The 25,949-nt window shown below is 72.6% G+C and carries 2 protein-coding genes; both read right to left on the bottom strand.

What is annotated here, in order from left to right; all coding sequences use genetic code 11:
• Positions 1-18: 18 nt before the first annotated feature.
• The gene (locus tag WMF34_RS16610; RefSeq protein WP_437993864.1) at positions 19-10,755 is read right to left on the bottom strand and encodes an SDR family NAD(P)-dependent oxidoreductase; all 10,737 of its coding nucleotides are present in this window, start codon (positions 10,753-10,755) and stop codon (positions 19-21) included.
• Entirely contained in the window at positions 10,752-25,949 is a 15,198-nt protein-coding gene (locus tag WMF34_RS16605; protein ID WP_437993863.1) for an SDR family NAD(P)-dependent oxidoreductase, read from the bottom strand. Before WMF34_RS16605 ends, WMF34_RS16610 begins: the two co-directional genes overlap by 4 nt.

The raw sequence follows: 25,949 nt of genomic DNA, 5'->3' as shown, positions 1-25,949 counted from the left end.
CGCGCGCCGACGGGCCGATCAGGCCCTGAGGCGATCCAAGGTCTGGTCGAGCGAGATCCGCCCCAGGGCCAGCTCCTCGGCGAGCGCCTCGACGGCGCGCCTCTCGAGGACGGCGCCTCCGTTCGCCTGCGTTCCCGCCTGACGGCGCGCGAGGTCGTCCGGATGTTCGGCGCACAGATGCGCGGCCAGCCGTCGAATGTTCGGGAAGTCGAAGATGACGGTCGTCTTCAGCGACAGCCCCAGCGATGCGTTGATCCGGCGGACGAGATCGACCGCGACGATCGAGTCGACGCCGAGGTCCGACAGCGCGAGGCCGGGATCGAGGTCGTCGTCCGACAGCTTGAGGACGTCGCCGACCGCTCTGCGCACCTGCGCCTCGACGTACGCCGGCAGATCGCCCTGGGTGTCGCGCGCCTTGCGCGCGCCCGACGCTCTCGTCGGCGGGCGCGCCGGGGCCGCGGGCGCCGCTCGCGGCCCCGGGTCCGCCCGCCGCACCCGCCCGTCGCTCTCCGCGAGGATCACGAACTCCTGCGCGGCGGACGACGCCGGCGCCGACGCCCAGGCCCGCCCGAAGCCTTCTTCGGCGAGGCAGCGCGTCCACTGGTCGCGCGAGAGCGCGGGGCTGCCCTCGAGCCGCTCCTCGCGGTCCTCTGCGGCCCACCACCCGTCGAGGAGGCCGAACGTCAGCGTCGTGAACGGGCGCTTGCCGCCGATCTCGTTGAGGACGAGCAGCCCGTTCCGCTTCATGCAGCGCTTCACGTTGCGGAGGGTGCTCGCGATGACCTTCGTCGCGTGCAGCACGTTGGCGGCGACGACGACATCGAAGCCCCCCTCCTCGATCCCCTGCTCGACCGGCGCGCGCTCCACGTCGAAGGGCCGGACCCTCATGTACGGCGCGATCTCGGAGTATTTCGCCTGCGCGAGGCCAAGGAAGCTCCTGGAGACGTCGGTGTAGACGTACTCGACGCGATCGCGGTGCGCGGCGAGGCGCTCGAAGATGCCCTGGCTCGTCCCGCCGGTGCCGGCGCCGATCTCCAGGATCCTGACCTTCGCCGGCCCCGAAGGCGCCTCGCTCCGCGCCGTGACGGCGGCCTCGACGGCATCGGCGACGAGGCCGTTGAGGAAGTCGGCGTAGGCGTTCTTCTTGTAGATGCCCTCGACGAGCGACGTGCTGGACCCCGGGAAGAGCACCTCCGTCGCGAGCACCTCGCCGCGCAACACCTGCGGGAGCGACCCGAGGCACGCGTCGGCGAGCGCCACGTGGGGGGCGAGCTCGGGGTACCGCGACGTCACGTCTTCCGCGCGGCGAGGCGCGCCCGGCGAGGGCGCGTCGCTGCGCATGATCCTCACGATCTCCTCGAAGAGCGGCCGCTGCTTGTCCACGACCGCGGCGCGCGCCGCGAGCGCCTCGACCGGAGCCGCCTCTGCCCGCGGATCGCCGACGCCGGCCGCGCCCATCACCGCCCGGAGGCGGTCGACGACGTACTCGTTGAGGCACGCATCCGCGGCGTCGAGCTCCCGGAGCTGCGCGGCGTCGACGTCGCGCAGCGCTCGGCCCGCGCCGACCGCCGCCTGGACCCGCTCGAAGCACGAGGGTTGCGTCGCGGCGTACAGCTCCTCTCCGTCCGGGCGGATCCCCAGCGCGTCGCGCGTCGCAGGCGCCAGGTCGACGGCGAGGACGTGGCTGACCCGGTGCGCGATCACCGCCTCCTGCACGCGTATCCCGTCGCGCGGCTCGAGCGATCCGATGCCGAGCGAGGCCATCCGGCTCCGGTAGGCCTCGTTCGCCACGACGCCCACGGTGCCCCAGTACCCCCAGTCGATGGTGTGGACGGGGAACGAGCAGGCCATCGAGAGCGCCCGCGCGTACGCGTCCTTGAAGGTGCAGCCGGCCGCGTAGTTGCTCTGCCCCGCGCCCGCGTACACTGACTGCATCGACGAGTAGAAGCAGATCCAGTCGAGGTCCTCGCGCCCGAAGGCCTCGCCGAGCACGGCGCTCCCTTTGACCTTCGGATCCAGCGCCTCGCGGAAGCGCGGCTCGTCCATCTCGCGGAGGCTCCGGTCCCGGAGGACGATCGCCGAGTGGATCACGCCGTGAATCCGGCCGTGCTTCTCCTTGATGACGTCGCGGGCTCGCGCGACGTCGGAGAGGCTCGTGAGGTCGACGGTCGCGTACGCGACCGTCCCGGGGCCGTCGGCGAGGCGGCTCAGCTGGTCGCGGATCGCCTCGTCCATCGGCCGCCGCCCCCACCAGACGACGTGCGCGCCGTACCGCCGGACGAGGTGCTCGGTCATCACCCGACCGAGCCCCCCCGCGCCCCCTGCGATGACGTAGACGCCGCCCTCGGTGAAGGCCGGCCGCTCGTCGCGCGGCAGGACCAGCGGCGCGATCTCGCGCTCGTAGCGCGCGCCCGCCCTGTACGCGACCGGGAGCGGCGAGCCCGCCGCCTCGCGCTGGAGCAGCTCCGCGATCTGCCGGGCCGCGCCTGGCCCGGACATGTCCGCCTTGCCGATGTCGACGTGGCGCACGCTCCAGTGCGGGTACTCCCGGGCGAGCGACTGTGTGAGCCCTGGCAACGCACCGCCGCCGGCGTTGAGCTCCGCCTGCAGCGGCAGCGACTCGCCGTCCTGCGTGAGCACCGTGACGTCCAGCGAGGCCTGGTCGTACCCCTGCTCGATGAGCGCCTTGATCGTCCGCAGCCAGGGGATGACCGTGCGCTCCTGCTCCTCCTCGACGTACGCCGTGTCCAGGCGATAGTCACGGTCGCCGAGCAGCGCCGCGAGGAAGTACACGCGCCCCACGCGCCCGACGTCGCGCAGGACGCGCGCGATGGCGCCTGGATCGCGGACGTCGATGATCCACCCCTGCTCGCCGGTCCGCTCCGTGCGGTCGCCCAGGCACACATTGACGCTGCCCGGCGCGAGCTCGCTCAGGGCGTCCTCGAGGCGAAAGCCGTTCTGCCGGTGGATGATCAGCGCGCGGGCGCCCTCGCGCGCCGGCGCGGCCGGCGCGAGCCCCCTGCGGCGCCATCGCCCGACGTACGTGAGCTGCCGCGGAGGCGCGGCCTTCGCCGGGCGCACGACGAAGTCGCGCAGCGCCGCGAGCGGCGCGCCAGCGCCGTCGACGACGACGATGTCGAACCGCCCGGGCGCGAGCCTGCGCGCGTGCACGAACGCGCGCCCCTCGATCGGCCCCAGGAGCTCGACCCGCCCGATGGAGTACGGCAGGTAGACCTCGCCATCCCCCTGCGGCGCGACATCGCTCGCCGCGATGCCGGCGACGCTCTGGAGCGCGGCGTCGGCGACGCACGGCGTCCATGCGTACCGCCGCGGGTCGTCCTGCGCCTCGCGCGGCGGCTCGACGAGCCCCAGGCTCTCGCTCGTGGAGCCCCAGAGGCGACGGAGCCCGCGGAAGTACGGCCCGTAGTCGACGCCGTTCGCGCGGTGCTTCTCGTAGAAGCCGTCGTGGCCCGCGTCGTCGCCCCACCGCGGCGTCAGCGTGCGCATGAGCGCCTGGACGTCGATCGCCGGCGTGTCGGTGTCGACCTCGTCGAAGGCGACGAGCCCCTGCGCATGGACCTGCTGCGCTCCCTCCACGACGGCGCGGATCTCGAACCGGAGCTGGCCGCCGTGCGGCTCGAGCTGCGCGAGCAGCGTCCGCCCGCCGTCGGGTACGTCCACCGGCTTCATCCAGACGACGTCCTTCAGGACGGCGCGGCGCTCCGCGTGCACGCGCTGCGCGGCCTCCATCGCCATCTCGATCATCGCGACGCCCGGGAGGACGCGGCGGCCCTGCACGCGGTGGTGCGCGACGAGCGGGTCGCTGGCCTCGAGCTCGGCCTCGAAGACGACCCTGGGCGCCTCCCCGAGGCTGGCCGCCGGCAGCATGCGCTGCAGCAGGCCGCCGGCGACCTCGCGGCCGGCGGCGCGGCTCGCGGGCCGCTGCACGGGCAGCCCGCATCGCTTTCGCTCAAACGAGTACGTCGGGAGCGAGATCCTGCGCGGCCGGCGCCCACCAGGCGCCCCCGAGCCGGACAGGAGATCCCAGTCGAGATCGAGCCCCTTGGCCCAGAACGCCGCCAGCTTGTCGAGCCGCCCCGCGCCGATCCACTTCGCGACGACGGCGCCCTTCACGTCCTCGTCGGCGAGGAGGTCGAGGCCGTCCTCGCTCGCGTGCCCCGCGCGGTAGCCCCCTTGTTCCCGCGAGAGAAAGCGCCTCATCTCGGCCGCGAGGCCGCCCAGGTCCGCCGCGACGAACGCTACGCGGTACGGCATCGGCTCACGCCCGGTTTGCAGGGTGAACGCCACGTCGGCGAGCTCGATCGCGGATCCCTCTCCCGCCGCCGCGCGCGCGATGACGTCGAGCATCGCGCCGACGACCGCGTGGAGCCGCTCCTCGGTGCGCGCCGACATCGGGACGATCACCGCCGCGCCGCGCGCGCTCCGCGCGTCCGCCAGAGGCGCGTCGTCCTCCGTCCACTCCTCGATGATGACGTGCGCGTTCGCGCCGCCAGCGCCGAAGGAGCTGACGCCGGCGACGCGCGGGCGCGGCTCGCCGTGGATCGTCGGGGCCCGCCACGGGGCGAGCTCGCGCTGCACGACGAACGGCGTGCTCGCGAAGTCGATGTACGGGTTGAGCTCAGCGGCGTGCAGCGAGGGGGCGAGCGTCCGGTGCTTCATCTGGAGGAGCACCTTGCAAACGCCGGCGATGCCGGCCGCCGACTCGCAGTGGCCGATGTTCGACTTCGCGGAGCCGATCGCGCAGTACTGCTTGTCGTCGCTCGCGCGCCCGAACGCGCGGACCAGCCCGGCGATCTCGATCGGATCGCCGAGGCTCGTGCCTGTCCCGTGCGCCTCGATGTAGCTGATCTCCCGCGGATCGACGCCCGCCTCGCGGATCGCGAGCGCGATCGTCGACGCCTGCGCGACCGGGCTCGGGACCGTGTACCCGCTCGCCTTGCCGCCGTGGCTCAGCGCCGATCCCTTGATGACCCCGTAGATGTGATCGCGGTCGGCGCGCGCGCGCTCGAGCGGCTTCAACAGGACGCAGCCGACGCCCTCGCCAGGGACGTACCCTTCGCCCCCCTTGCCGAAGCTCTCGCAGCGCCCCCGGGTCGAGATGATCCGCGCCTGGCTGAGGACGGCGTACTTGTTGGGGTGGATGCTGACGTTCACGCCGCCCGCGAGGGCGAGCCCGCACTCGCCGCTCCTCAGCGCGCGGCACGCGAGGTGGATCGCCGTAAGCGACGACGAGCACATGGTGTCGAGGGCGATGCTCGGCCCGTGGAGATCGAGGACGTAGGAGACGCGATTCGCGACGCCGGCGATGTTCCCGGCCACGCCGAAGATGCGACGGTCCTCCTCGACCTCGAAGCCGTAGAGCTGGTACTCCGAGTACATGACGCCCACGTAGACGCCGACGCGCTCCTCGGGGCGCAGGCTCTCGGCCCGCCCCGCGCCGAGCGCGGCGCGCGTGTACCCCCCGTCTTCCAGCGTCTCCCATGCGGCCTGCAGGAACAGCCGCTCCTGCGGATCCATCATCCCCGCCTCGAGCGGCGAGATCTTGAAGAAGAGCGGATCGAACTCGTCAACGCCGTCGATGAACCCGCCCCACTTGCAGTGCACCTTGCCGGCGGCCGACGTGTCGGGGTCGTAGTACCGGTCCGCGTCCCAGCGAGACGCCGGGACCTCGGTGATGCAGTCGCGCCCGGCGCGCAGGTTGTCCCAGAACTCGTCGACGCTGCGCGCGCGCGGGAACCGGCCGCTCATCCCGATGATGGCGATGTCCAGCGGGCCGCTGCCCCCTCGCCTCTCCGCGGCGGCGCGGACCGGCGGGGGCGCGCTCCGCGCCGAGGCCGCCGCCCCCGCGTCGCCCGCCGCCGGCTCGCGCGCGCTGGGCGGCGCCCCTGCGGACGCGGCCGCCCCGGGGAGGCGCAGCGCGCGCTCCAGCGAGGCGCCGTGCTCGGCGACGAGGTACTCCGCCAAGGCGTCGAGCGTCCGGTACTCGTAGAAGAGCGTCTTCGGCAACGGGCCGAGATCCACCTCCAGCGCGGCGGTCAGCGCCAGGACGTTGGCCGAGTCGATCCCGAACGCGTCGAGCGGGGCGCGGGGATCGAGCCGCTCCGGAGGGAGCCGGAAGACCCGCGAGAGCGCGTCGCTCAGGTACCGGACGGCGTGACGCCTCAGCGGCTCGGCCCCGGCGCGCGTCGCCTCGGCCGGGCCTCTGTCGGGCGCCGCGCGGACCGCCGCCGGCGCGCTCGCGTTCTCCGCGCGGACCGCCGGCCGGGGGGCGAATATCTGTCGGCCGCCGTCGATCGCGCACACGATCCGCTGGCTCTCGGCCCCGCGGATCGCCTGCTCGAACGCCTGCAGCCCGTCCCCCCGAGAGAGCGGGATCATGCCCGTCTTTTCCTTCAGGACGAGCTCGTCGCGGGCGTCGATCCGCATCCCTCCGTCACGCCACAGAGGCCACGCGATGGACACCGTCTTTCCGCGGCGCTCGCCGCGCGCGACGCGCGCGTCGCGGAGCGCCGCGTACGCGTCGAGGAAGCCGTTCGCCGCCGCGTAGTCCGCCTGGCCGACGTTCCCCCAGATGGCTGCGACGGACGAGAAGAACGCGACGAACTCGAGCGGGGAGCGCCGCGTCGCCTCGTCGATCGCCTCGGCCCCGAGGACCTTGGCCGCGAGGACCTCCTCGGCCTGACGCACTGTCTTGCGCAGGAGGAGCGCGTCCCTGGTCACGCCGGCGCAGTGGAGGACCCCCGTCAGCGGCCCGAAGCGCTCCTCGATCGCGCGGGCGGCGCGCTCCACGTCGTCCCTGGCGCTCACGTCGCAGGGCACGAGCTCGACGCGCGAGGCGGGGGCGCCGAGCGCCTCGAGCTCGCGGCGCTGCGCCTCGGAGGGGGCGGTTCGTCCGCTCAGGATGACCGTGGTGCCCTCGACGCTCGCGATGTAACGCGCGAAGAGCCTCCCCAGGCCGCCGAGGCCGCCCGTGATCCAGTAGACGCCGCCGGGTCGAAACACGGTGCCCTCCACGGCGCCGGGCTCGACCTCCTCGTGGACTCGCACCTCCCGCCGGCCCTCGCTCGTGTAGCGGACGTCGACGTCGTCGTCGCTCGAGGCGAGCTCGTCTCGCACGGCGCGAGCGGCGCGCGAGGGGTCGAGGGCGCTGGCGATCGTGATCACCTTGACCCGGAGATCGCGGCTCTCGCGCCTCGCCGACTTCAGCAGCGCGGACAGCGGCGCGTACACCACCTCCGGCGCGCGCTCGTCCACGATCACGGCGAGCTGCCGCACCTCCGGCGCCCGTCGCGCCAGCGCGTCCTTCACGATCCCGAGCGCGTGCAGGAAGGCGCGGGTCGCGCTCTCCGCGAGCGAGCCGCCCTCGGACCGCGGCAGCCGCTCGCGCGAGGCGAGCGGGATCGACCGCTCGACGGCGGCCACGACCTCGTCCGACAGCCCCCCCGCCAGCAGGAGCACGCTCGACCCATGCGCCGCGCTCTCGGCCCGCTCGGGCGCGACGGAGGCGGCCGCCTTCTCCCGCCAGGCCGCGGTCCCGTGGACCACGGCGGCGCGGGGCGCGGTGAGCTCCCGCGCCTCGCCGGACGTCGTGATCGCGTGGCGGCTCCGCTCGAACGGGTACATCGGCGCGGCGACGCGGCGCCTCGCGCGCCCCTCGTGCAATCGCGTCCAGTCCACGTCGGCGCCTCGGACCCACGCCTCGGCGATCCGGCCGAGGGCCCGCGCGCTCCCGACGTCCTCGGCGCGCGGCGCCACGGCGGCGACCGCGCCCGGCCCGGCGCTCCCCGAGAAGACGCCCTCGTGCGCGCCGCGGCCCGCGCAGAGGTCGCGCAGCGCGTCGCGCAGCTCAGCGGCGCTCGCCGCCACGAAGGCGACGCGGTGCTGCATCGCCGTCCGCCCCGTCTGGAGCGTGTACGCGAGATCCGCGAGGGCGGCGCTGTGCTCGTCGCCGCCCCTCTCCAGATGCGCGAGGAGGTCGGCGCAGTACCGCTCCAGCGCCGACTTGGTCTTCGCTGAGAGCGGGACGATCTCGCTCCGCGGCGCCGACGCTGCCGCGGCCCTCGCGTCGGCGCCAGCGTCGTGGCCGCGCACGACCATGAACGCGTTCGTCCCGCCGATCCCGAACGAGTGGATGCCAGCGACGCGCCGCCCCTCCGGCGCGGGCCAGCCCACCGGCTCGCGGGGGATCACGAACGGCGTGCTCTCCAGGCGCAGGCCCGGGTGGATCGTCTGCACGTTGGCGCACGGCGGGATCCGGCCGTGCCGGATGGCCAGGAGCACCTTGGTGAGCGAGCAGATACCCGACGCGGACTCGAGGTGGCCCAGGTTCGCCTTCGACCCCAGCGCGCAGCGCGGCGCCGCCGCGTCGGTGCGACCGAGCGCCTTCGCGAGCGCCTGCACCTCGATCGGATCCCCCACCGGAGAGCCGGTGCCGTGCGCCTCGACGTACGTCAGCGCCTCGGCGTCGACGCCGGCGTCGGCGAGGCCGCGCCCGATGACGTCGGTCAAGGCGTTCAGGTTCGGGCTGTACCTCCCGCCGCCGCGTCCGGAGTGGTTGACCGCGCTGCCGGTGATGACGCCGTAGATGCGATCGCCATCGGCCACCGCCCTCTCCAGCGGCTTCAGCAGCGCGACGCCGACCCCCTCGCCCGGAACGTAGCCGTTCGCCGCGGCGTCGAACGTCTTCTCGGAGCCGTCGGGAGACATGACGCCGAGGCCGGCGAGCAACAGGTACTTGCTCCGGTGGAGGCTCAGGTTGACCCCCCCCGCGAACGCCGCGTCGCACTCGCCGTGGGCCAGCGCGACGCGCGCCAGGTGGAGGGCGACCATCGAGCTGGCGCACGCGGCCTCGACCGTCATGCTCGGGCCGCGCAGGTTCAGGTGGTACGAGATCCTGTTCGCGAGCTCGTGCGCATAGCTCCCCGCGCTGGCGTATTCGCCCGTCCTCGCCAGACGCTCGGCGGCTATCCAAGTGTAGTCGTCGTTCATGACGCCGACGTAAACGCCGGTCCGGGACCGCTGCAGCGAGTCGACGGTGACGCCGGCGTCCTCCATGGCGTGCCAGGCGGTCTCGAGGACGAGCCGGAGCTGCGGGTCGAGCGCGTCAGCCTCGACGGGCGTGACCTGGAAGAAGAGCGAATCGAACGCGTCGACGTCGTCGAGGACGCCGCCAAAGCACGGCGGCGAGGGCGCCCCGGCAGCGCGCGCGGGCGCCGCGTCGGGGCCCGCGAAGCGCCCCCAGTGCTCGGACGGCAGCTCGCGCGTGCAGATCCGCCCCTCGACCACGACATCCCAGAAGTCCTCCAGCGTCGAAGCGCCGGGGTACCGGCCGGCCAGACCGACGACCGCGATGTCGCGCGCGGCGCGCCGGGCGTCGCCTAGCGCTGCGCCCGGGCGCCCGGCGCCGGTGACCTCGACGGGCGCGCTCCGCGCCACGCCGTTCACGCGCGCCGCGCCGGCGCCCCGCGCAACGATGGGGTCCGCCGGCGCGCCCGCGCCGCTCGGTCTCGCGACGAGCGCGCGCGAGGGCGCGAAGTGGGCGCGCTCGTGCTCGTACAGGTACCCGATCAGCGCGTTCAGCGTCTGGTACTCGAAGAGCAACGTCGGATACAGGTCGTGCCCGCACCGCTTCTCCAGCGCGCGCACCAGGCGGAGGAGGTGCGTCGAGTCCAACCCGGCGTCGAAGAAGAGGGCGTCGGGATCGAGCGGCGGCGTACCCGGCCCCTTCAGGCCGACGAGCTGCTCCTCGACGAACCGGGCGACGCTCGACGCGAAGAGCTTCGCGTCGTCCCCCGCTTCGCCTGCCGGCTCCGCTTCGGCGCCCGCGGCGACGGGCTCCGTCGCGATCAGCTTCTCGACGTCGATCTCCTGCCGCACGCGCTTGTACGAGAGCCGTTCGAGCTCCGCGAGGACCGCCCCGTCCTCGCCGTAGATCGTCAGGTCCGACGCGGTGACCTCGCGCGGCGCGGCGCCGCGCTTGACGTCCAGCTTGTCGGCGTGCCTGCTGTACACGAAGATCTGCGACGAGAACGGCCGGTGCAAGCGCACGCGCCGGATGGCGAACGGGATGTACGGCCGAACGTCTCGGTAGTCGGCCGCTGATCCTCCGGCGAGCTTGTAGGAGCTCCCCGCGAACGTCGCGCCGTCGAGGAACGCCGGGTGGGCGTGGAACATCTCCCGGAGCGCCTCCGCCTCGTCGCCGAGCGACAGGCGCATCAGCTCCTCGTCGCCCCGCTGGTACACGTCGCCCAGCGTCTGCATGAACGGCCCGTGGACGACCCCCACCTCGCGGACGCCGCGGTAGATCTCGTCGACGCTCCAGCGCCGCTCCGCCGTGCGGATGAACGCGGCGCAGTCGAAGCCCCGCGCGGCCCGCGGCTCCTCGTCGGTGCACCTCAGGAGGCACTCCGCGTTCTCGTCGACCCGATCCGACACCCCGCCTGCGCTGGACACGCGCACGCTCGAGATCTCGACCCTCCATTCGCCCTGCTGGAGCGGCGTGAACGAGGCGTGGATCCTCCGCGCGAACTCCCTCGTGGTGGCGATGGGCACCTTGAACAGCACGTTGACGAGCTCGAAGCGGTCGTGCCCGACGACGTGGGCGCCCAGCCTGTACACCACGTCGATCAGCGTGACGCCGGGGACGATGTGGACCCCATAGACGCGATGATCGCGCACGATGGGGTTATCGTTGTCGAACTCGATCTCGAATGTTTCGTTCGCGCGGACGGTCATGGACGGCTCTTCGATTGGCTGGCTTCGAGCGACGGAGCGCGCGTCGCGACGTCGCGCTCGATCCTCTTGACGGCAAAGTACTTCGGCATCGCCCTCTGGGCGGTCACGCTGCCCGGGGCGTCCGCGGTGACGCGCGCCGCGAAAGCGCTGTCCGCGCCGCCCGACACGCCGGGCGACGGCCTCGGAGCCGCCGCGTCCGGCCAGTAGCGCTTCCGCTCGAAGACGACCGGCGCGCCGCGCGGATCCATCGTCGCCCGCCGCTCCTCGGGTATCCCCTCGTCGCTGACGATGACATGGGCGTTGTGGCCGCCCAGGCCGAACGCGCTGACGCCGGCGCGATGAACGCCGTCGACCCCCGCCCACTCCTCGTTCCGGAGCACGGGATAGAGCGGCGACTGCTCGAAATCGAACCGCGGATTCGGCCGGCTGCAATGCAGCGTCGGCGGGAGGCGCCGGTGGACGATCGACAGGAGCACCTTGACCAGCCCCGCCGCGCCGGCGGCGCTCAGGAGGTGTCCGAGGTTGCTCTTGACGCTCCCGACACCGCACACGTGGCGCGACTCTCTCCCGAGGACGTTCGTCAGGCTGCGGAGCTCGATCGGATCGCCGATCAGCGTGCCGGTGCCGTGCGCTTCGACGTAGCTGATCGTGCGGGCGTCGACCCCGGCTGCGGCGATGGCGCGCTCGATCAGCTCCTGTTGGCGGCGCGGGTTCGGCGTCGTGATCCCCATGGTGTGGCCATCGCAGTTGATCGCCGAGCCGTCGATCACGCCGTATACCTTGTCTCCGTCGCGCAGGGCGGCCGAGAGCGGCTTCAGTATCACGACGCCGCAGCCTTCACCGATGCCGATCCCGTCCGCGGTCTCGTCGAACGCCTTGCAGCGCCCCTCCGAGGACAGGATCTTCGCGCTGCTGAGAAGGACGAACGGCCCTTCGTCCAGGAGGATATCGACGCCGCCCGCGATCGCGAGCGCCGACTCGCCGCGCTCGATGCTCTGCACCGCCATGTGCACGGCGGTCAGCGCGCTGGCGCAGGCCGTGTCGACGATGACGTTCGGCCCGGCGAAGTTGTAGGAGTGCGAGAGGTGGGCGGAGATGAAGTTCTGCCCCACGCCGATGACAGCCTTGCTGTCGAGCTGACCGTGCTTGCTCGCATAGTTGCTGCTGCGGGTGCCGCAGAAGACGCCGACCCGCTGATCCCACAGGTCCGTCTTGCCGTATCCGGCGTCGGCGAGGGCCTCTGCGCACACCTCCAGCCACTGACGCGCCAGCGGATCGACGCCGATCGCGATCGACTCCTGGATCCCGAAATACGACGGGTCGAACGACTCGATGTCTTCCAGGAAGCCGCCCCATTTGCTGACGCTCCGCCCCGGCTCGCGCTCAGGATCGCCGTGGTAGCGCTCGGCGTCCCACCGCGACGCCGGGACGGGGCCAATCGCGTCCTTCCCTTCGCACAGGTTCTTCCAGAATTGCTGGATGTCGGGCGCCCCCGGGAAGTGGCACGCCATTCCGACGATCGCCACCTTGTCCGCCCGCCCCTCCGTAACCCGGCCAGCCGCGCCCTGAGCCTCCGTGGAGCGCCGGTCGAGCTGCCGCTCCGTGACGCGGCCAGCCGCGCCCTTCGCGAAAGCGAACTGCCGGTCGAGCTGATCGCGGTACGTGCGTACGAGGTACGCGCCGAGGCGCTCGATGCTGGGGTTCTCGATGACGACGGTGGGATCGACCTTGATGCCGGGGAGGCCTGCGTCGATCTGCCGGATCATCTGCGCCAGCATGATGGAGTCGACGCCGTACTGATCGAAGGACCGGGCTGCGTCGACGTCGGCGTACTTGACCTTGAGCTCCTGGCTCACGAGCCGCCGGAGCCACTCGTTTACGGCAGAAGCGGTATCCGTCGAGGAACCGGCGTGATGCGCGTTCATGTCGCGCGCCACGTCAGCCGAAGGCGCGCGGCGGCTCGCCTCGGCGGCGTGGCCGACGGGATCCGCGGAGCGCTCGGGTGAGGGGCCGGCCTGCCCCTTCGCGGGCGTGGCGCGGCGCAGGAGAGCGCGCGTATCGAAGCGCGCCTCGTCGATCACGAGCGGCATGACGACGGGGCCGAGGCGCCGCGCGAGGATCTCGTCGAGGAAGCGCAGCCCCTCGTCGTCGGCGCAGGTCTGGAGGCCGGTGCTCCGGTACGCCGCGCTGCTCGCGGCGCCCATCCCCGTGTCCTTCCAGCTCGGCCATTGGATGCTCGCGCAATGCGCCACCTTGGGTCCGAAGCCCGCCGCGGCGACGTAGTCGAGGTACGCGTTCGCCATCGCGTATTCGCTCTGGCCGACGGCCAGGCGCGGCACCGCCGCGGCGACCGACGAGAAGAGCAGGACGAAGCGCAGCGGCACGTCGGCGAAGACCTGGCGCAGCACGTCGACTCCGCGGATCTTCGGCGCGGAGACGCCCTCGATCCCCGCGCGCGTCTTGCGGACGAAGGCTGGATTCGTGAAATCGGTGTTCCCGGCGCAGTGAACCACCCCGAGCGCCTCGCCCATCTCGCGTCGAACGCGGGCGACCTCGCTCGCCATCCGCGCCTCATCGGTGAGCGGCGTCGTGCTCACGCGCACCTGCGCGCCGCGCGCCTCTAGGTACAGGATGTCCTCGATCTTCCGCTTGCAGATCTCATCGCTGCCGGACGTGAGGTACGCGTCCCACGCATCGCGCTCCGGGAGCGCTTCGCGCCCCATGAGGACGAGCTTCCGGACCCCGTGCGCGTCGACGAAATGCTTCGCGCACAGCATGCCGATCCCACGCGTGCCGCCGGTGATCCAGAGGACTTCAGCGGGCGGGTACTGCGCCGGACGCTGCGCGCCAGGCTCGCGCGCGCGCGCCGCCTCGTCCAAACGCTCCAGCGCGGCCTCGTACCGGACGCCGTCGCGGTAGCAGACCTCGCCCGCCTCGCTGGCAGCGCCGAGCTCGGCGACCACCTGCGCGACGAGATCGCGTCGCTCGCCGTCGAGCGTGGCGTCGGTGTCGACGTGCCGCGAGAGGACCTTGCTGTACTCGCTCTGGAGCATGCGATAGAGCCCGGCCCGCTTGGCCCCCGCGAGCCGCGCCCGCTCACCGCGAAAGCGCTCGAGGCCTGACGTCACCTGGAGGACGACGAGCGGCGCGGCGCGACGCGCGTCCGCTCGGCCGACCAGCTCCTGGAGCCACTCGATCCAGCCGAGATCCTCGTCGCGGTGCCCGGGGTCGAGCCCGGTGAGATCGACGCACCCCGCGTAGGCGTCCCACGGCGCCGCGCCTCCACGCACGGCCGCGTGGACGTCCTCGGGCATCAGGATCTCGGAGCGCGGCAGCCTGCGCAGCAGCTCGTCGGCCGGGGCTCGCGTCCCCGGCGTCGCCAGGATCGCGAAGCAGCGCCCGGCGAGGTCCACCTCCGCCGTCGCGACCTGGGCGCGCGCCGGAAGCCACGTCTTCTCCACCAGGCACGTCGGGCGGGGCGCGGCGTCGCGCCGCCCCTCCGTCCCGGCACGCGCGAAACGAACCTTCTCGAACGGGTACGTGGGCAGAGGCACACGCCTGCGCGCGCCAGCGGGGCGGTGAAGCTCGGCCTCCCAGTCCACGGCGCCGCCCGAGGCCCAGAACGCGGCGAGCTGCGCCGGCGTGCTCCCGGCGGGCCGCCCTTCGCGGCGCCCCGTCGCGTGCCCCGAGAAGCACCCCTGCGAGCTCTCCGCACCGGCGAGGTACGCGGAGAGTCGCCCCCGCAGCTCCTCGAACGTCGCCGCCACGATCGCCAAGCGGTAATCCATCGCCGCGCGACCGATCTGCGACGTCCACGCGACGTCGGCGAGCGATGTGCCAGCCGCGGGCGTGAACGCGAGGAGGCGTCGGGCGTATTCATGGAGCAGCTCCGGCCTCTTCGCCGAGAGCACCACGACCTGCTCCTCCGGCGGCGCGGACGCCCGCGGCGCGGACGCTTCGCGCCGGGCGAGCCCTTCGATCACGACATGCGCGTTGGTCCCGCTGAAGCCAAAGGCGCTCACCGCCGCGAGCCGCGAGCCGCCGGGGTTCTCGGGCCACGGGGCGGGGCGCGTGCTCACGTAAAACGGGCTGTCCGCGAGATCGATGTGCCGGTTGGGTCGTGTGAAGTTGATCGCGGGGGGGATGCAGCCGTGCTCCATGGCGAGGAGCACCTTGATCAGCCCGAGCACACCGGACGCGGCCGTGGTGTGGCCGATGTTGGCCTTGAGCGACCCGATCGCGCAGAACTGGCGCGCCTGGGTCGACGCCCTGAAGGCCTCCGTGAGCGCGTGGATCTCCACCGGATCGCCGAGCTTCGTCCCCGTGCCGTGGGCCTCCACGACCTGGAGCTGCTCCGGCGAGATCCCGGCCTTCTCGTAGACCTCGCGCTCCAGGCGGCTCTGGGCGAGGAAGCTCGGCGCGGTGATCCCGGACGTCTTGCCGTCCTGGTTCGTCCCGATCGCGCGGATGACCCCGTAGACGTGCGCGCCCTCGCCAATCGCCCTCGAGAGCGGCATCAGCACCACCACGCCGACGCCGTCTCCCACGACGATGCCATCTGCGCCATCATCGAAGGGGCGGCACCGCCCGCTGGGCGAGAGCATCCCGGCGTTGTGCATCATCACGAACGACGCAGGCTGCGAGTACAGGGTCACGCCTCCCGCGACCGCCATGTCGATGTCGCCGCTGCGAAGCTTCTGGCACGCCAGCTCGACGGCGACGAGCGACGACGAACACGCGGAGTTGACCGTGATGGCCGGCCCGGCGAAGTTCAGGTGGTACGCGATGCGCGACGACAGGATCGCGCCGTCGCTCCCCAGCATCGCGAGGTGCGACGTCCCGCGCGGCGCGCCGGTGCCCATCGATCCGATGAACGTCCCGACGCGGCGCCCGCTCAACGAGCGAGGGTCGTAGCCCGCGTCCTCGAGCGCAGCGTGGATCCCCTCGAGGACGAGGCGCTGCGAAGCGTCCATCTGGTCCGCCTCGACCGGAGAGATATCGAAGAAGAGCGAGTCGAAACAATCCGCGTCGTCGATGAAGCCGGCGTGGAGCGATGACGGGTCAACCCCCTGCTCGACGCACGCCTCCCGCCACTCGGGGTATCGCTCCTCGACGCGCTCGACGTGCTGTCGCCCCTCGACGATCACGTCCCAGAGCTCGCGCTTGTCGCGCGCCCCGGCGCAGCGGCACGACATCCCGACGATCGCGATGCCTTCGGCCGGCGCTGCGGGCTGCCGGGTTGTCGCGGCCTCCTGCACCCGCGCGGAGGGCGGCGCGAGCGCCGCCGCGGTGGCGCGCGCGGGCGGCGCGGCCACGACGATCTTCGAGGCCAGGTGCTCGGCGAGCGACTGGAGGTCGTGGAACTGGAACATCACGCTCGTCGGCTCGCGGAGATCGAACGCGGTGTTGATCGTCTGGAGCAGACGGACGGCGATGAGCGAGCCGACCCCCATCGCCGAGAACGTCGTCGCCGCGGCCAGCTCGTCGCGCGTGAGCTGCAGCGCCTCCTCGAAGATCTGCTCGAGCCGCCGCCGGACGTGATCGACGGACGCCCCCTGCCGGGGCGCGCGTTCGTCCTCCGCGGCCGCCTCAGGGCGCGGAGACCCGGGCGCCTCTTGGAGCTCGGCGAGCGCCGCGGCGTACGGCGTCTTCTTGGCGATTTTCGACGCGTTGTGGGCGCGGAGCCGGTCCGCCGTCCAGCCAGGGCCCGCCTTCGTCAACCGGAGCAGGCAGTAGGAGATCCACTCCTCCCGCAGCGAGACGGCCATGTTGGCGAAGTTGCGGGACGAGCGCCGCGCCGCCTCGGGGAAATGCGCGATGTTCTTCTCCACGTCCGGATCGAAGACGTAGTTGGCGATCTGCGGGCTCAGGTCGACGATGTCGTCGACGACGAGCGAGCTCGCCGTGAGCACGTTGATCCACTCGTCCTGCGTCGATATCGCGATATCGACGTTCCCGTCGACGATCGCCCCGCGCAGGTTCGACACGAAGTCCATGAGCAGCACGCTCCCGTGCGGCGAGAGCGCCGACGAGATATTGCCGAAGACGCCGGTCTTGTCCGCGATATGGCAGGTGACCTCGAAGCCGAGGATCAGGTCGTACGTGTCCGGGAAACGATCCTTCGAGCTGTCGGCGTGGAACACCCGGACGCGCTCGGCGAGGCCGAGGCGCCCGATCCGCCGGTTCGCCAGGTCGGCCTGAGCCCGCGTGATCGTGAACCCGTGCGCCTTGGCGTGCGGACAACGCTTCGCCACCTCCACGAGGTCGGTCCCGCAACCGCACCCGATATCCAGGACCTTCCGCACGGACTCGAGCCGCTCGTGCCGGAAGATCACCCGCCGCATCTCGAGCTGCTTCTCGATCACGAGCCGGTACTCGTCCGGAAATGCTTCGGGCGCGCTGAGGACACGTGTCATCGAGAATCCGGGGACCTCCCGTTCGAACGGGCAGAACGTCAGGTACTCCTCCCGGTACTCGTCCGATCGGCGCTGCGCATCGAACGTGTAGTACTCGGCGGCCTTGTCGCCGGGCGCTGCGTCCTGCGGTCGCGCGGGCGGCGCAGGGGCCGCCGGAGCGCCGCCCCGCTCGCCCTGCGAGACCGAGCGCCTCGCGAAGGGGTACGTCGGGAGCCCCGCGAGCCTCGTCGGCTTCGCCGCAGGGTAGAGCGCGGCGGGGTCCAGCACCCCGCCCGCTGCCCAGGCGCGCGCGGCGTCGTGCAGCGGGTCGCCGTCGGCGCTCGGAGCCGGCACCGCGCTCGAGGCGCTCGTCCAGATCGCGCGGTCCGAGAGCGCGCGACCGTCGGCGGCGTCGAGAACCACGTCGAGCTGCTCGATGAGCGCGCCCACCGACGGGGCGACGATCGCCAGCCGGCACGGCATGGCCTCGCGCCCGGTCTGGAGCGTGTAGGCCAGCCCGTGGAGGTCCACGGCCGGGTGCTTCACGAGGTGGGCGCGGAGACGCTGCGCGTACTGGCGCAGCGCCCCGTCGCTCTTCGCCGACAGCGCGATCAGGGCGCGATCGGCGGCCCCGGCCGCGCGCCGCGGCAGCGGCGTCGCCCGGCTCGGCGCGTGCTCCTCGATCAACGCAAAGGCGTTCGTCCCGCTCATCCCCGTCGCGCCCACGAGGCCGCGGCGCCGCCGCTCAGGACCCGAGCCGATCCAGGGCCGCTCGACGTCGCTCACGAAGAAGGGGCTGCGCGCGATGTCGATGATGTACTCGTTCGCCCGGCGGTAGTTGCGCGTCGCCGGGATCGTCCCATGCTTCATCGCGAGGCACATCGCGATCAGGCTCACGACGCCCGACGCCGCGAACGTGTGGCCGATCAGCGGCTTGATCGAGCCCAGCGCGCACCATTGCCGCTCACCCGGCTCGGCGCGGAAGGCGTCGCGGAGCGCTTGCACCTCGACCGGATCGCCGAGCTGCGAGCCCACGCTGTGCCCGAGAACGTACTGGACGTCGGCCGGGCGGAGCTCCGCCTGCCGGAGGACGCTCTCGACGAGGTGTTGCTGCGAGACGCTGCTCGGCGCGGTGATCCCGTTCGTCTTGCCGTCGTAGTTCACCCCGCTGGCCTTGATGACGGCGTGGATCGGATCGCCGTCCGCAATGGCCTGCGAGAGCAGCTTCAGCACCACCGCGGCGACGGCCTCGCCCGGGACCATTCCGCTCGCTCGCTCGTCGAACGCATAGCACTCGCCCTCGGCCGACAGCATTCCGCTCTGGCTGAGCGCGACGTAGGTCAGCGGCGAGGTGAGGACGTTCACCCCTCCGGCGAGCGCCATCGAGCACTCGCCGCGCAGAAGGCTCTGACACGCGGAGTGCACCGCCACGAGGCCCGACGAGCACGCGGTGTTCAGCGCGAGGTTCGGGCCGTGCAGATCGAGGACGTAGGAGATGCGCGCCGCCAGGATGCCGTTGTGGTGGCTGGTCGCGAGCCCGGGCGCGCCGTCGCCCGTATGTGCCATCTCCTCCACGCCGATGAAGACCCCGCAATTCGTGCCGCGCAGGCGCGCTCCGGCGTGGCCCGCGTCCTCGAACGCAGCCCACGCCGCCTCGAGCATCAGCCGCTGCCGCGGATCCATCCATTGCGCCTCGCGCGGGGAGATCTCGAAGAAGAGCGGATCGAACTCGTCGAGGCCGCGCAGGAAGGCCCCTCTGTTCGTGGTGATCCGGTTTCCCGGCGCGCCCGGGCCCTCGTAGTAGGCGTGAAAGTCCCAGCGCTCCGAGGGGATCTCCTGGATCTGCTTGCGCCCCTCGAGCAAGAGCGCCCACAGGGCGTCGGCGTCATCCGCCCCGGCGACACGCGCAGACATGCCGATGATCGCGACCTCGTCGCGCGCGGGCGAGGGAGCAGCCGCGCGCGGGGCCGCGCGGTCCGCCTCGAGAGGGCTGGGAGGCGCGTCGTCGAGCGCCGGGTGAGCTGGGAGAGCCCGCGCTGGCTCGCCGTTCGCTCGATACAGATGCTCCAGCGCCTCGCGATGCTCCCTCACGAGATGACCTGCGAGCTTTCTGATCGTGCTGTGGTTGAGGAGGGCATTCGGGAGGACGTCAAAGCCGAGTTGTGTCGTGAGAAGACGGGCGAACTGCGCAAGCCCGATCGAATCGAATCCGATGTCGGCAAAGCTCGTCTCCTCGTCAATCCTGCCCGCTGGGATCTTCAGGACCGCCTCGGCGTGCACCTTCAGATCGTGCACGACACGCTCCGGAAGCGACGCCGAGCCTCGCTCGTGTCGCGCGGGAGCGCCGCCGCTCGGGAGGCCGGGCGCCGCCGCGGTCGAGATCGACGGCGCTACCGCGCTGCGCGAGCCGGACGGCGCGCCGTTGACGGCGGAGGCGCGTGCGCCAGCGTAGATGCGCGAGAGGAAGGCGTGCACGCGGCGCGGCTGCCCCGCGAACACGAGCCGCGGGCTGACGGCCGCGCCCATCGCGCGCTCCCACGCCCCCAGCCCCTCATCGCTCTCCAGGTAACGCTGACCGCTGCTCCGCAGGTACATCGCCATGCCTTCTCGCTCGGCCGTGCCCATTCCACCCGCACGCCACAGCGGCCAGCACACCGCCACCGTCGCTCCGCTCCGCTCCCCTCTCTCTCTCAGCTCTTGCCGCATCTGCGCGTACGCCACCTGGAACCGGTTCGCGCTCGCGTAATCGCACGACCCTCCGTCCCCCAGCACCGCCGCCGTCGATGAGAACAGGCACATGAAGTCCAGCGGATGCCCCGCCGTCACCTCATCCACCACACGCGTGCCCTCCATCTTCGGCCGCGTTATCTCCTCGACCTCTTCCCACCTCTTGTCCAACAACGCTCCACCCGACTCCACTCCTGCCGCGTGCAGAACGCCGTGGATTGAACCCCACCTCGACTCCAGCGCCTCCACCACGCACCGCATCTGCGCCGCGTCCGAAACGTCCGCCTCGTAGTACTCCGCTTCCCTCGCTCCAGCGCCCCGAAGCCGCGACAGCACACCCTCGATCTGCTCGTCACGTCCACGCCGACCCACCAGCGCAAGCCGACCCGCGCAGCGCCGCGCCAAGTGCTCCGCGAACAGCCGCCCAAGCCCCCCGGCTCCACCGGTGATCACGTACACGCCTCCGTCCCGCAGCGGCGCCTCGCTCCTCCCGCTGGGCAACGCTCGACGGACACCGAGCCGCTGACGCTCTCCTCCCTCGTGACGGATCACTCCCCCGCTCCACACCTCCCGCGCCAGCGCGCCCGCCTCTATCCCCTCCGCGCCCCCCAGCACCACACCGACGCTCAGCTCCGGCAAAACGAGGCCCAGCGACCGCTCGACCCCGATCAGCGCCGCGTCGTAGCACCCGCTCACCTCGCCCCGGACCTGACGACCCGTCAGCACGAGACGGCGCAGCAACGCTCCGCTCCCCTTCGCGCCTCGCACCAGCGCGTGCACGCCGCGCAGCCGCTCCAGCCCCCTGCCCCACGCGTACACCACGCCGCACGGCCGGCCCCCACCCCCATGCGCCCCGTCCCGCGCCCCGAGCTGCTCGAACACCGACCGGAACCAGACCTCGCTCGCCTCGGGCACCGTGCACCGCGCGCTTCCCTCCCACCCGTACGCGCCGCCCACGCTCACCCCGAGCGCCTCGCTCCCGGGCTCCTCCCTCCTCAGCGCCTCCACCACCGACGCCCGCCACGCCTCGTCTCCGCCGACCACCAGCCAGCGCACGCCTTCCTGGCGCCGCTCACGCTCTTCCCACCCCAGCCGCTCCCAGACCTCCTCGTACTCCACCACCTCCGCAGCCTCGCCCGCCTCCACGCGCGACACCTCGGCCGTGCCGGACCCCTGCTCCAGCCGTCCGCCGCACGCCGCTGCGCACGACGCCTCGACCGGCGGCGCAGCTCCCGCCACGACCGCGCCCTCGCCCTGCGGCAGCCAGTAACGCTCCCGCTCGAACGGGTACGTCGGCAGGTGGATCCGCCGCGGCTTGCGCTCGCCGTACAGCCGCTCCCAGTCCACCTCCAACCCGCGCACCCAGAGCTCGCAAAGGCTGGCGAGCTTGCCTTGCCGCATCCACGTCGCGACCATCTCGTTGGCGCTCGCATCGGCGTTGAGCACCTTCATGCTGTCGCGCTCGCGTCGAACTTGGCCCGTGAAGGCGCCGTCCGTCTCCTCGGCGCCCGCGAGGAAGCGCTCGAGCTTCCGTTCGAGCTCCTCGACGTCACGCGCCAGGAAGGCGACCCGGTGGTCCATCGCGTCGCGACCGACCTGCAGCGTGTACGCGACGTCGACGAGGAGCGCCGGCCCCGGACGAACGCGCTTCGGCGCCCCGGCGCGCCTCGTCTCGGCGCTCTCCGCGCGGCTGGCGACGGGGTAGCGCGCGCACAGCGACTCCCGGTGCCGCTCGAACAGGTACGGGACGAGGGCGTCGATCGAGCCCGCCTCGCCGATGGCCTGCGCCGTGATGTGGATCCCGAGCGCGCGGTGGGCCTCATTGGCGAGCAGTCCGAGATCCGCCCCGTAGTCCGCGAAGCGCTCGTCGGCGCTGACGTCCGACGCCTGAATCGCCATCGTCGCGGCCACGACGCCGACGAGATCGCGCCGCAGCTGCTCCGCGACCTCATCGGGGACCGAGCCGGGCTGCGCGCCCGCGCTGGCCGTGACCTCGCGGAGGAACGCGAGGAGCTGCCCCGCGTAGGCGCGGAGGCGCGCCTCGCTGCGCGCCGAGAGCGGAACGATCTGGAGGGGCCGCTCTCGGGCGATCTCGTCGAGCGCGCCCCCTCCGCCCTCCGCGTGCTCCTCCACGATCACGTGCGCGTTGGCGCCGCCGAACCCGAAACCGCTGATGCCCGCGAGGCGCGGCGCGACGCCGCCGTCCGGCATGGCGGGACGCAGCCACGGCCGGCGCTCCTTGAGCAGGAAGAACGGACTCCCCTCGAGCTCGATGTACGGGTTCGTCTCCTCGCAATGCAGCGTCTTCGGCAGCTCGCCGTGGTGCATCGCCATCAGCACCTTGAAGATCCCCGCGATGCCGGCGGCGACCTCGAGGTGACCGACATTCGTCTTGACGCTGCCGAGCGCGCAGCGCTGGGCCTCGATCGCGCCCCCCTGCCTCTCGTACAGGGCGCCGAACGCCTTCTTCAGCGCGTTGATCTCGACCGGATCGCCGAGCGGAGTGCCGGTGCCATGGGTCTCGACGTACGTCACCGCGCGGACATCCACGCCAGCCCTGGAATACGCGTCGAAGAGGAGCTCGGCCTGCGCGCTCGCGTTCGGCGCCGTGAGCGACGCGGCGCGCCCGCCGTGGTTCACGTTCGTTCCCCGGATGACGCCGTAGATGGCGTCGCGATCCGCCTGCGCCTGCCGGAGGCGCTTCAGCAGCATCACGCCCACGCCCTCGCCCCGCACGTACCCGTCGGCGCGGCGGGAGAACGTCTTGCACCGGCCGTCGACGCTCAGCATCCCGGCCTTGCTGAAGCAGATGTGGAGCTCCGGGCTGTACATCACGTTGACGGCGCCGACGAACGCCTGATCGCAGACGCCCGCGTCGATCGCCTGCACCGCGCGGTGCACGGCGATCAGCGCGCTCGAGCACGCCGTCTCCACCGGCTCGCTCGGGCCGCGCAGGTTGAGGAAGAACGAGATCCGGTTCGGCGCCATCGACGGCACCGCGCCGGTCGCGCTGTACGCCTCGATCGGCTGCGATGCCGGCTGGCGATAGCTGCCCGGCCCGATCGCGAGGAACACCCCGGTGCGCGTGCCCGACAACGCCTTCGCCGAGTACCCGGCGTCCTCCATCGCGGACCACACGTGCTCCATGAGCAGGCGGTGCTGCGGGTCCATGAGCTCCGCCTCCTTCGGCGAGATCCCGAAGAACTGCGGGTCGAACGAGGCCAGCTCGTCGATGAAGCCGCCCCACTTCACGTTCGTCTTGTTCGCCTCGGCGTGCGGATCCCCGTAGATCGCGCGCCAATCCCAGCGATCCTCCGGGACGACCTCGATGCAGTCGCGCCCCTCGATCAGGTTGCTCCAGAACGCGTCGACGTCGCTGGCCCGCGGAAACCGGCCGCTGATCCCGATGATCGCTGTCCCGGCGGGGCGCGCGTCGCGCGCGTCCGCCCGGTCGACGACGGCTGCGGCCGGCGCGTCGTGCGCGCCGGCCTGGTCGATGATCGCGGCGGGGCGCTCGATCGGCGGCCGCGCCGGCTCCCGCCGCGGCGCGCGGGCCGCGACCTCCGCTCGGAACGTCCTCGCCAGCGCGCCGAGGTGGGTCGCGAGGAGGAACGTCTCGAGCGCGGCCAGCGACGGGTGCTCGAAGAAGACCGTCGGGAGGAGCTCGACGCCGAGCTCGGCGCTCAGCCGGTTGCTGAGCTCCGTCAGGCTGAGCGAGTCGAAGCCGAACGCGCTCAGCTCCGCGTCGAGCTCGATGTCCGCCTCGTGGATCTTCAGGACGCGGGAGACGGCGCGGACCAGCGTGCGCTCCACGAGATCGCGGAGGCCGCTCGCCTCGCCTGCACCGTCCGCGAGAGGCGCGGGCTGCTCGCTCGCCGGCGTGGCGCCCACGGGCTCCGCGGCGACGCGGGCCGCGGCGTCGGCGACCTCGCGCTCCGCCCCGATGACCTTGCTCCGCAGCTTCTCCGCCTGGCCGGAGAGGACCACCACCTGGGCCAGCGACGATCGCATCGCGACCTCGAACGCCCAGAGCCCGGCCGCCTCGTCGAGCGGCACGAGGCCGTACGCGCGCTCCACCATCCGTTCGTTGGCGTCGTCGACCTTCATCCCGCCGGAGCGCCACAGCGGCCAGTCGATCGACAGCGTCCGCCCGGAGCGCCGACCAGCCTTCACCAGCTCGTTCCGGTGGACGGCGAACTCATCGAGCAGCGCGTTGGCCGCGACGTAGTCGGCCTGCCCGGCGTTGCCCCACACCGCCGACGCCGACGAGAACAGGACCAGGAAGTCGAGGTCTTCGTGCCGCGTGGCCTCGTCGATCGCGAGGAGGCCGAGCGCCTTGGCGGCGAAGACGGCCTCGAGCTCAGCGGCGGTCTTCTTCGCGATCGTGCTGTCGCGAAGGACGCCCGCGCCGTGGAGGATTCCGGTCAGCCTCCCGTGGCGCTCCTTGATGTCGGCGAGCACCGTCCGCAGCCTCCGCTCGTCGGCGACGTCGGCGGGGAGGTAGTCGATCGTCGCGCCGGTCGTCGCCCGCAGCGCATCGAGCCACGCGCGGCTCTCCTCGGAGAGCGGCGAGCGGCCGGTCAAGACGACCGTCGCCCCGGCGGTGCCGGCGATGTGGCGCGCGAAGATTCGCCCGAGGCCGCCAAGGCCGCCCGTCAGCCAGTACACACCGCCAGCCTCGAACGTCGGCCGCAGCGCGGCCCCTCCGGCCAGCTCGATCTCGATGAACCGCCGGACCTCGCGGCGCTCGCTCCGGTCGTACCGGACCTCGACGTCGTCGTACGCGGCATCGAGCTCGAGCGACAGGAGCCGCGCGCGGGCCTCCGGGCCGAGCTCTGCGGGGACGAGCACGAGCTTGCCGCGGAGGTCGCGGTGCTCGCGGCGCATCGTCTTGAGCAACCCGGCGAGGGGCGCGTGCGCGAACGCCTCATCTCGCACCGACGCGAGCGCGACGACCTCGCGCGGGCCGCTCGGCCGCCCGCTCACGACGCGCTGGATCGCCTCGAGGGCCTGCCGCGCCGCCGCGACGACGCGCGCGTGCTCGACGGCGCCCCCGGCGTCGAGCACGCGCGGGAGGCGGACCGTCTGCGCCCGCTCCGAGACCAGCGCGGCCAGCTCGTCGCTCTCGCCAGCGAGGAGGACGAGCGCGTCCCGGCGCGCTGGCGCGCCTCGCTCGGCCGGACGCGGCGGCGCGAGCGGCTCCGCGAGCCACGTGGTCGTGCCGAAGAGCACGCCCGCGGCCGGCGCCTTGTCGTACCGCCGGCTCGCGAACTCGCGCATCGACACGCAGACGACGCCCGCCTCGTCGACGATGTCGATATCGAACTTCAGGACGTTGCTCCGGGGCGACGCGCCCGGGCTCCACCGCGCGACGACGTACCCAGCGGCGGGGGTTTGCGTGTGGAGCACGAGCTCCTTCAGCGAGAACGGCACGTGCACGGAGCCTGCTGGCAAGCGCCCATCGCCGACGAGGAGCCCCACCGTCGACTGCAGGGCGGCGTCGGTCACGCCGGGGTGGAGCTCGAAGGGCGCGCCGACCTGGATCGCCGGCGGAGCCAGGCGGAACCTCGCGAGCACCTCCGCGTCGCTCCGCCGGAGCTCCTCGATGCAGCGGAACGTCTCCCCGTACGTCAGCCCCTGCCGCTCGAAGAGCGCGTACAGGTCGGCGCCAGACAACGTCGACGCGCACCGCGCGCGGATCTCGTCGAGTTCGACGCGCGAGGCCGGTGCGGTCGCGCCGCCGCTCTCGGCGGTGACGACCTCGCCCTGCCCGTGGAGGACCTCCGGCTCGCTCGCTCCGCCGCGCGCGCTGCGCACCGAGAAGCGCGTCTTGCCGGCCTTCGCGGCGATCTCGATCCGCACGGCACGGGGGGTCCCGTTGACGACCACGGGGGCGAGCCACACCACGTTCCGCAGGCCGAGCACGCGAGCGCGCCCGCTGTGGACCGTGGCCGCTCTGGCCATCTCGAGATAGGCGGCGCCGGGGAGGACGGCCTCCCCGAGGACACGATGGTCATCGAGGAAGAACTCCCGTCCGTCCAGCAGGGTCTCGAACGTTTGACTGCTTTCCAT

Origin of the sequence: Sorangium sp. So ce145 (assembly GCF_051525985.1) — a bacterium.
Taxonomy (GTDB): domain Bacteria; phylum Myxococcota_A; class Polyangia; order Polyangiales; family Polyangiaceae; genus Sorangium; species Sorangium cellulosum_B.
The sequence above is the reverse complement of the archived record's forward strand: the minus strand, read 5'-3'. Positions and strand labels throughout refer to the sequence as shown.

Excerpts from the sequence above, each read along its gene's own strand:
- WMF34_RS16610 (WP_437993864.1), bottom strand. The coding sequence starts at position 10,755 with ATGACCGTCCGCGCGAACGAAACATTCGAGATCGAGTTCGACAACGAT.
- WMF34_RS16605 (WP_437993863.1), bottom strand. The coding sequence starts at position 25,949 with ATGGAAAGCAGTCAAACGTTCGAGACCCTGCTGGACGGACGGGAGTTC.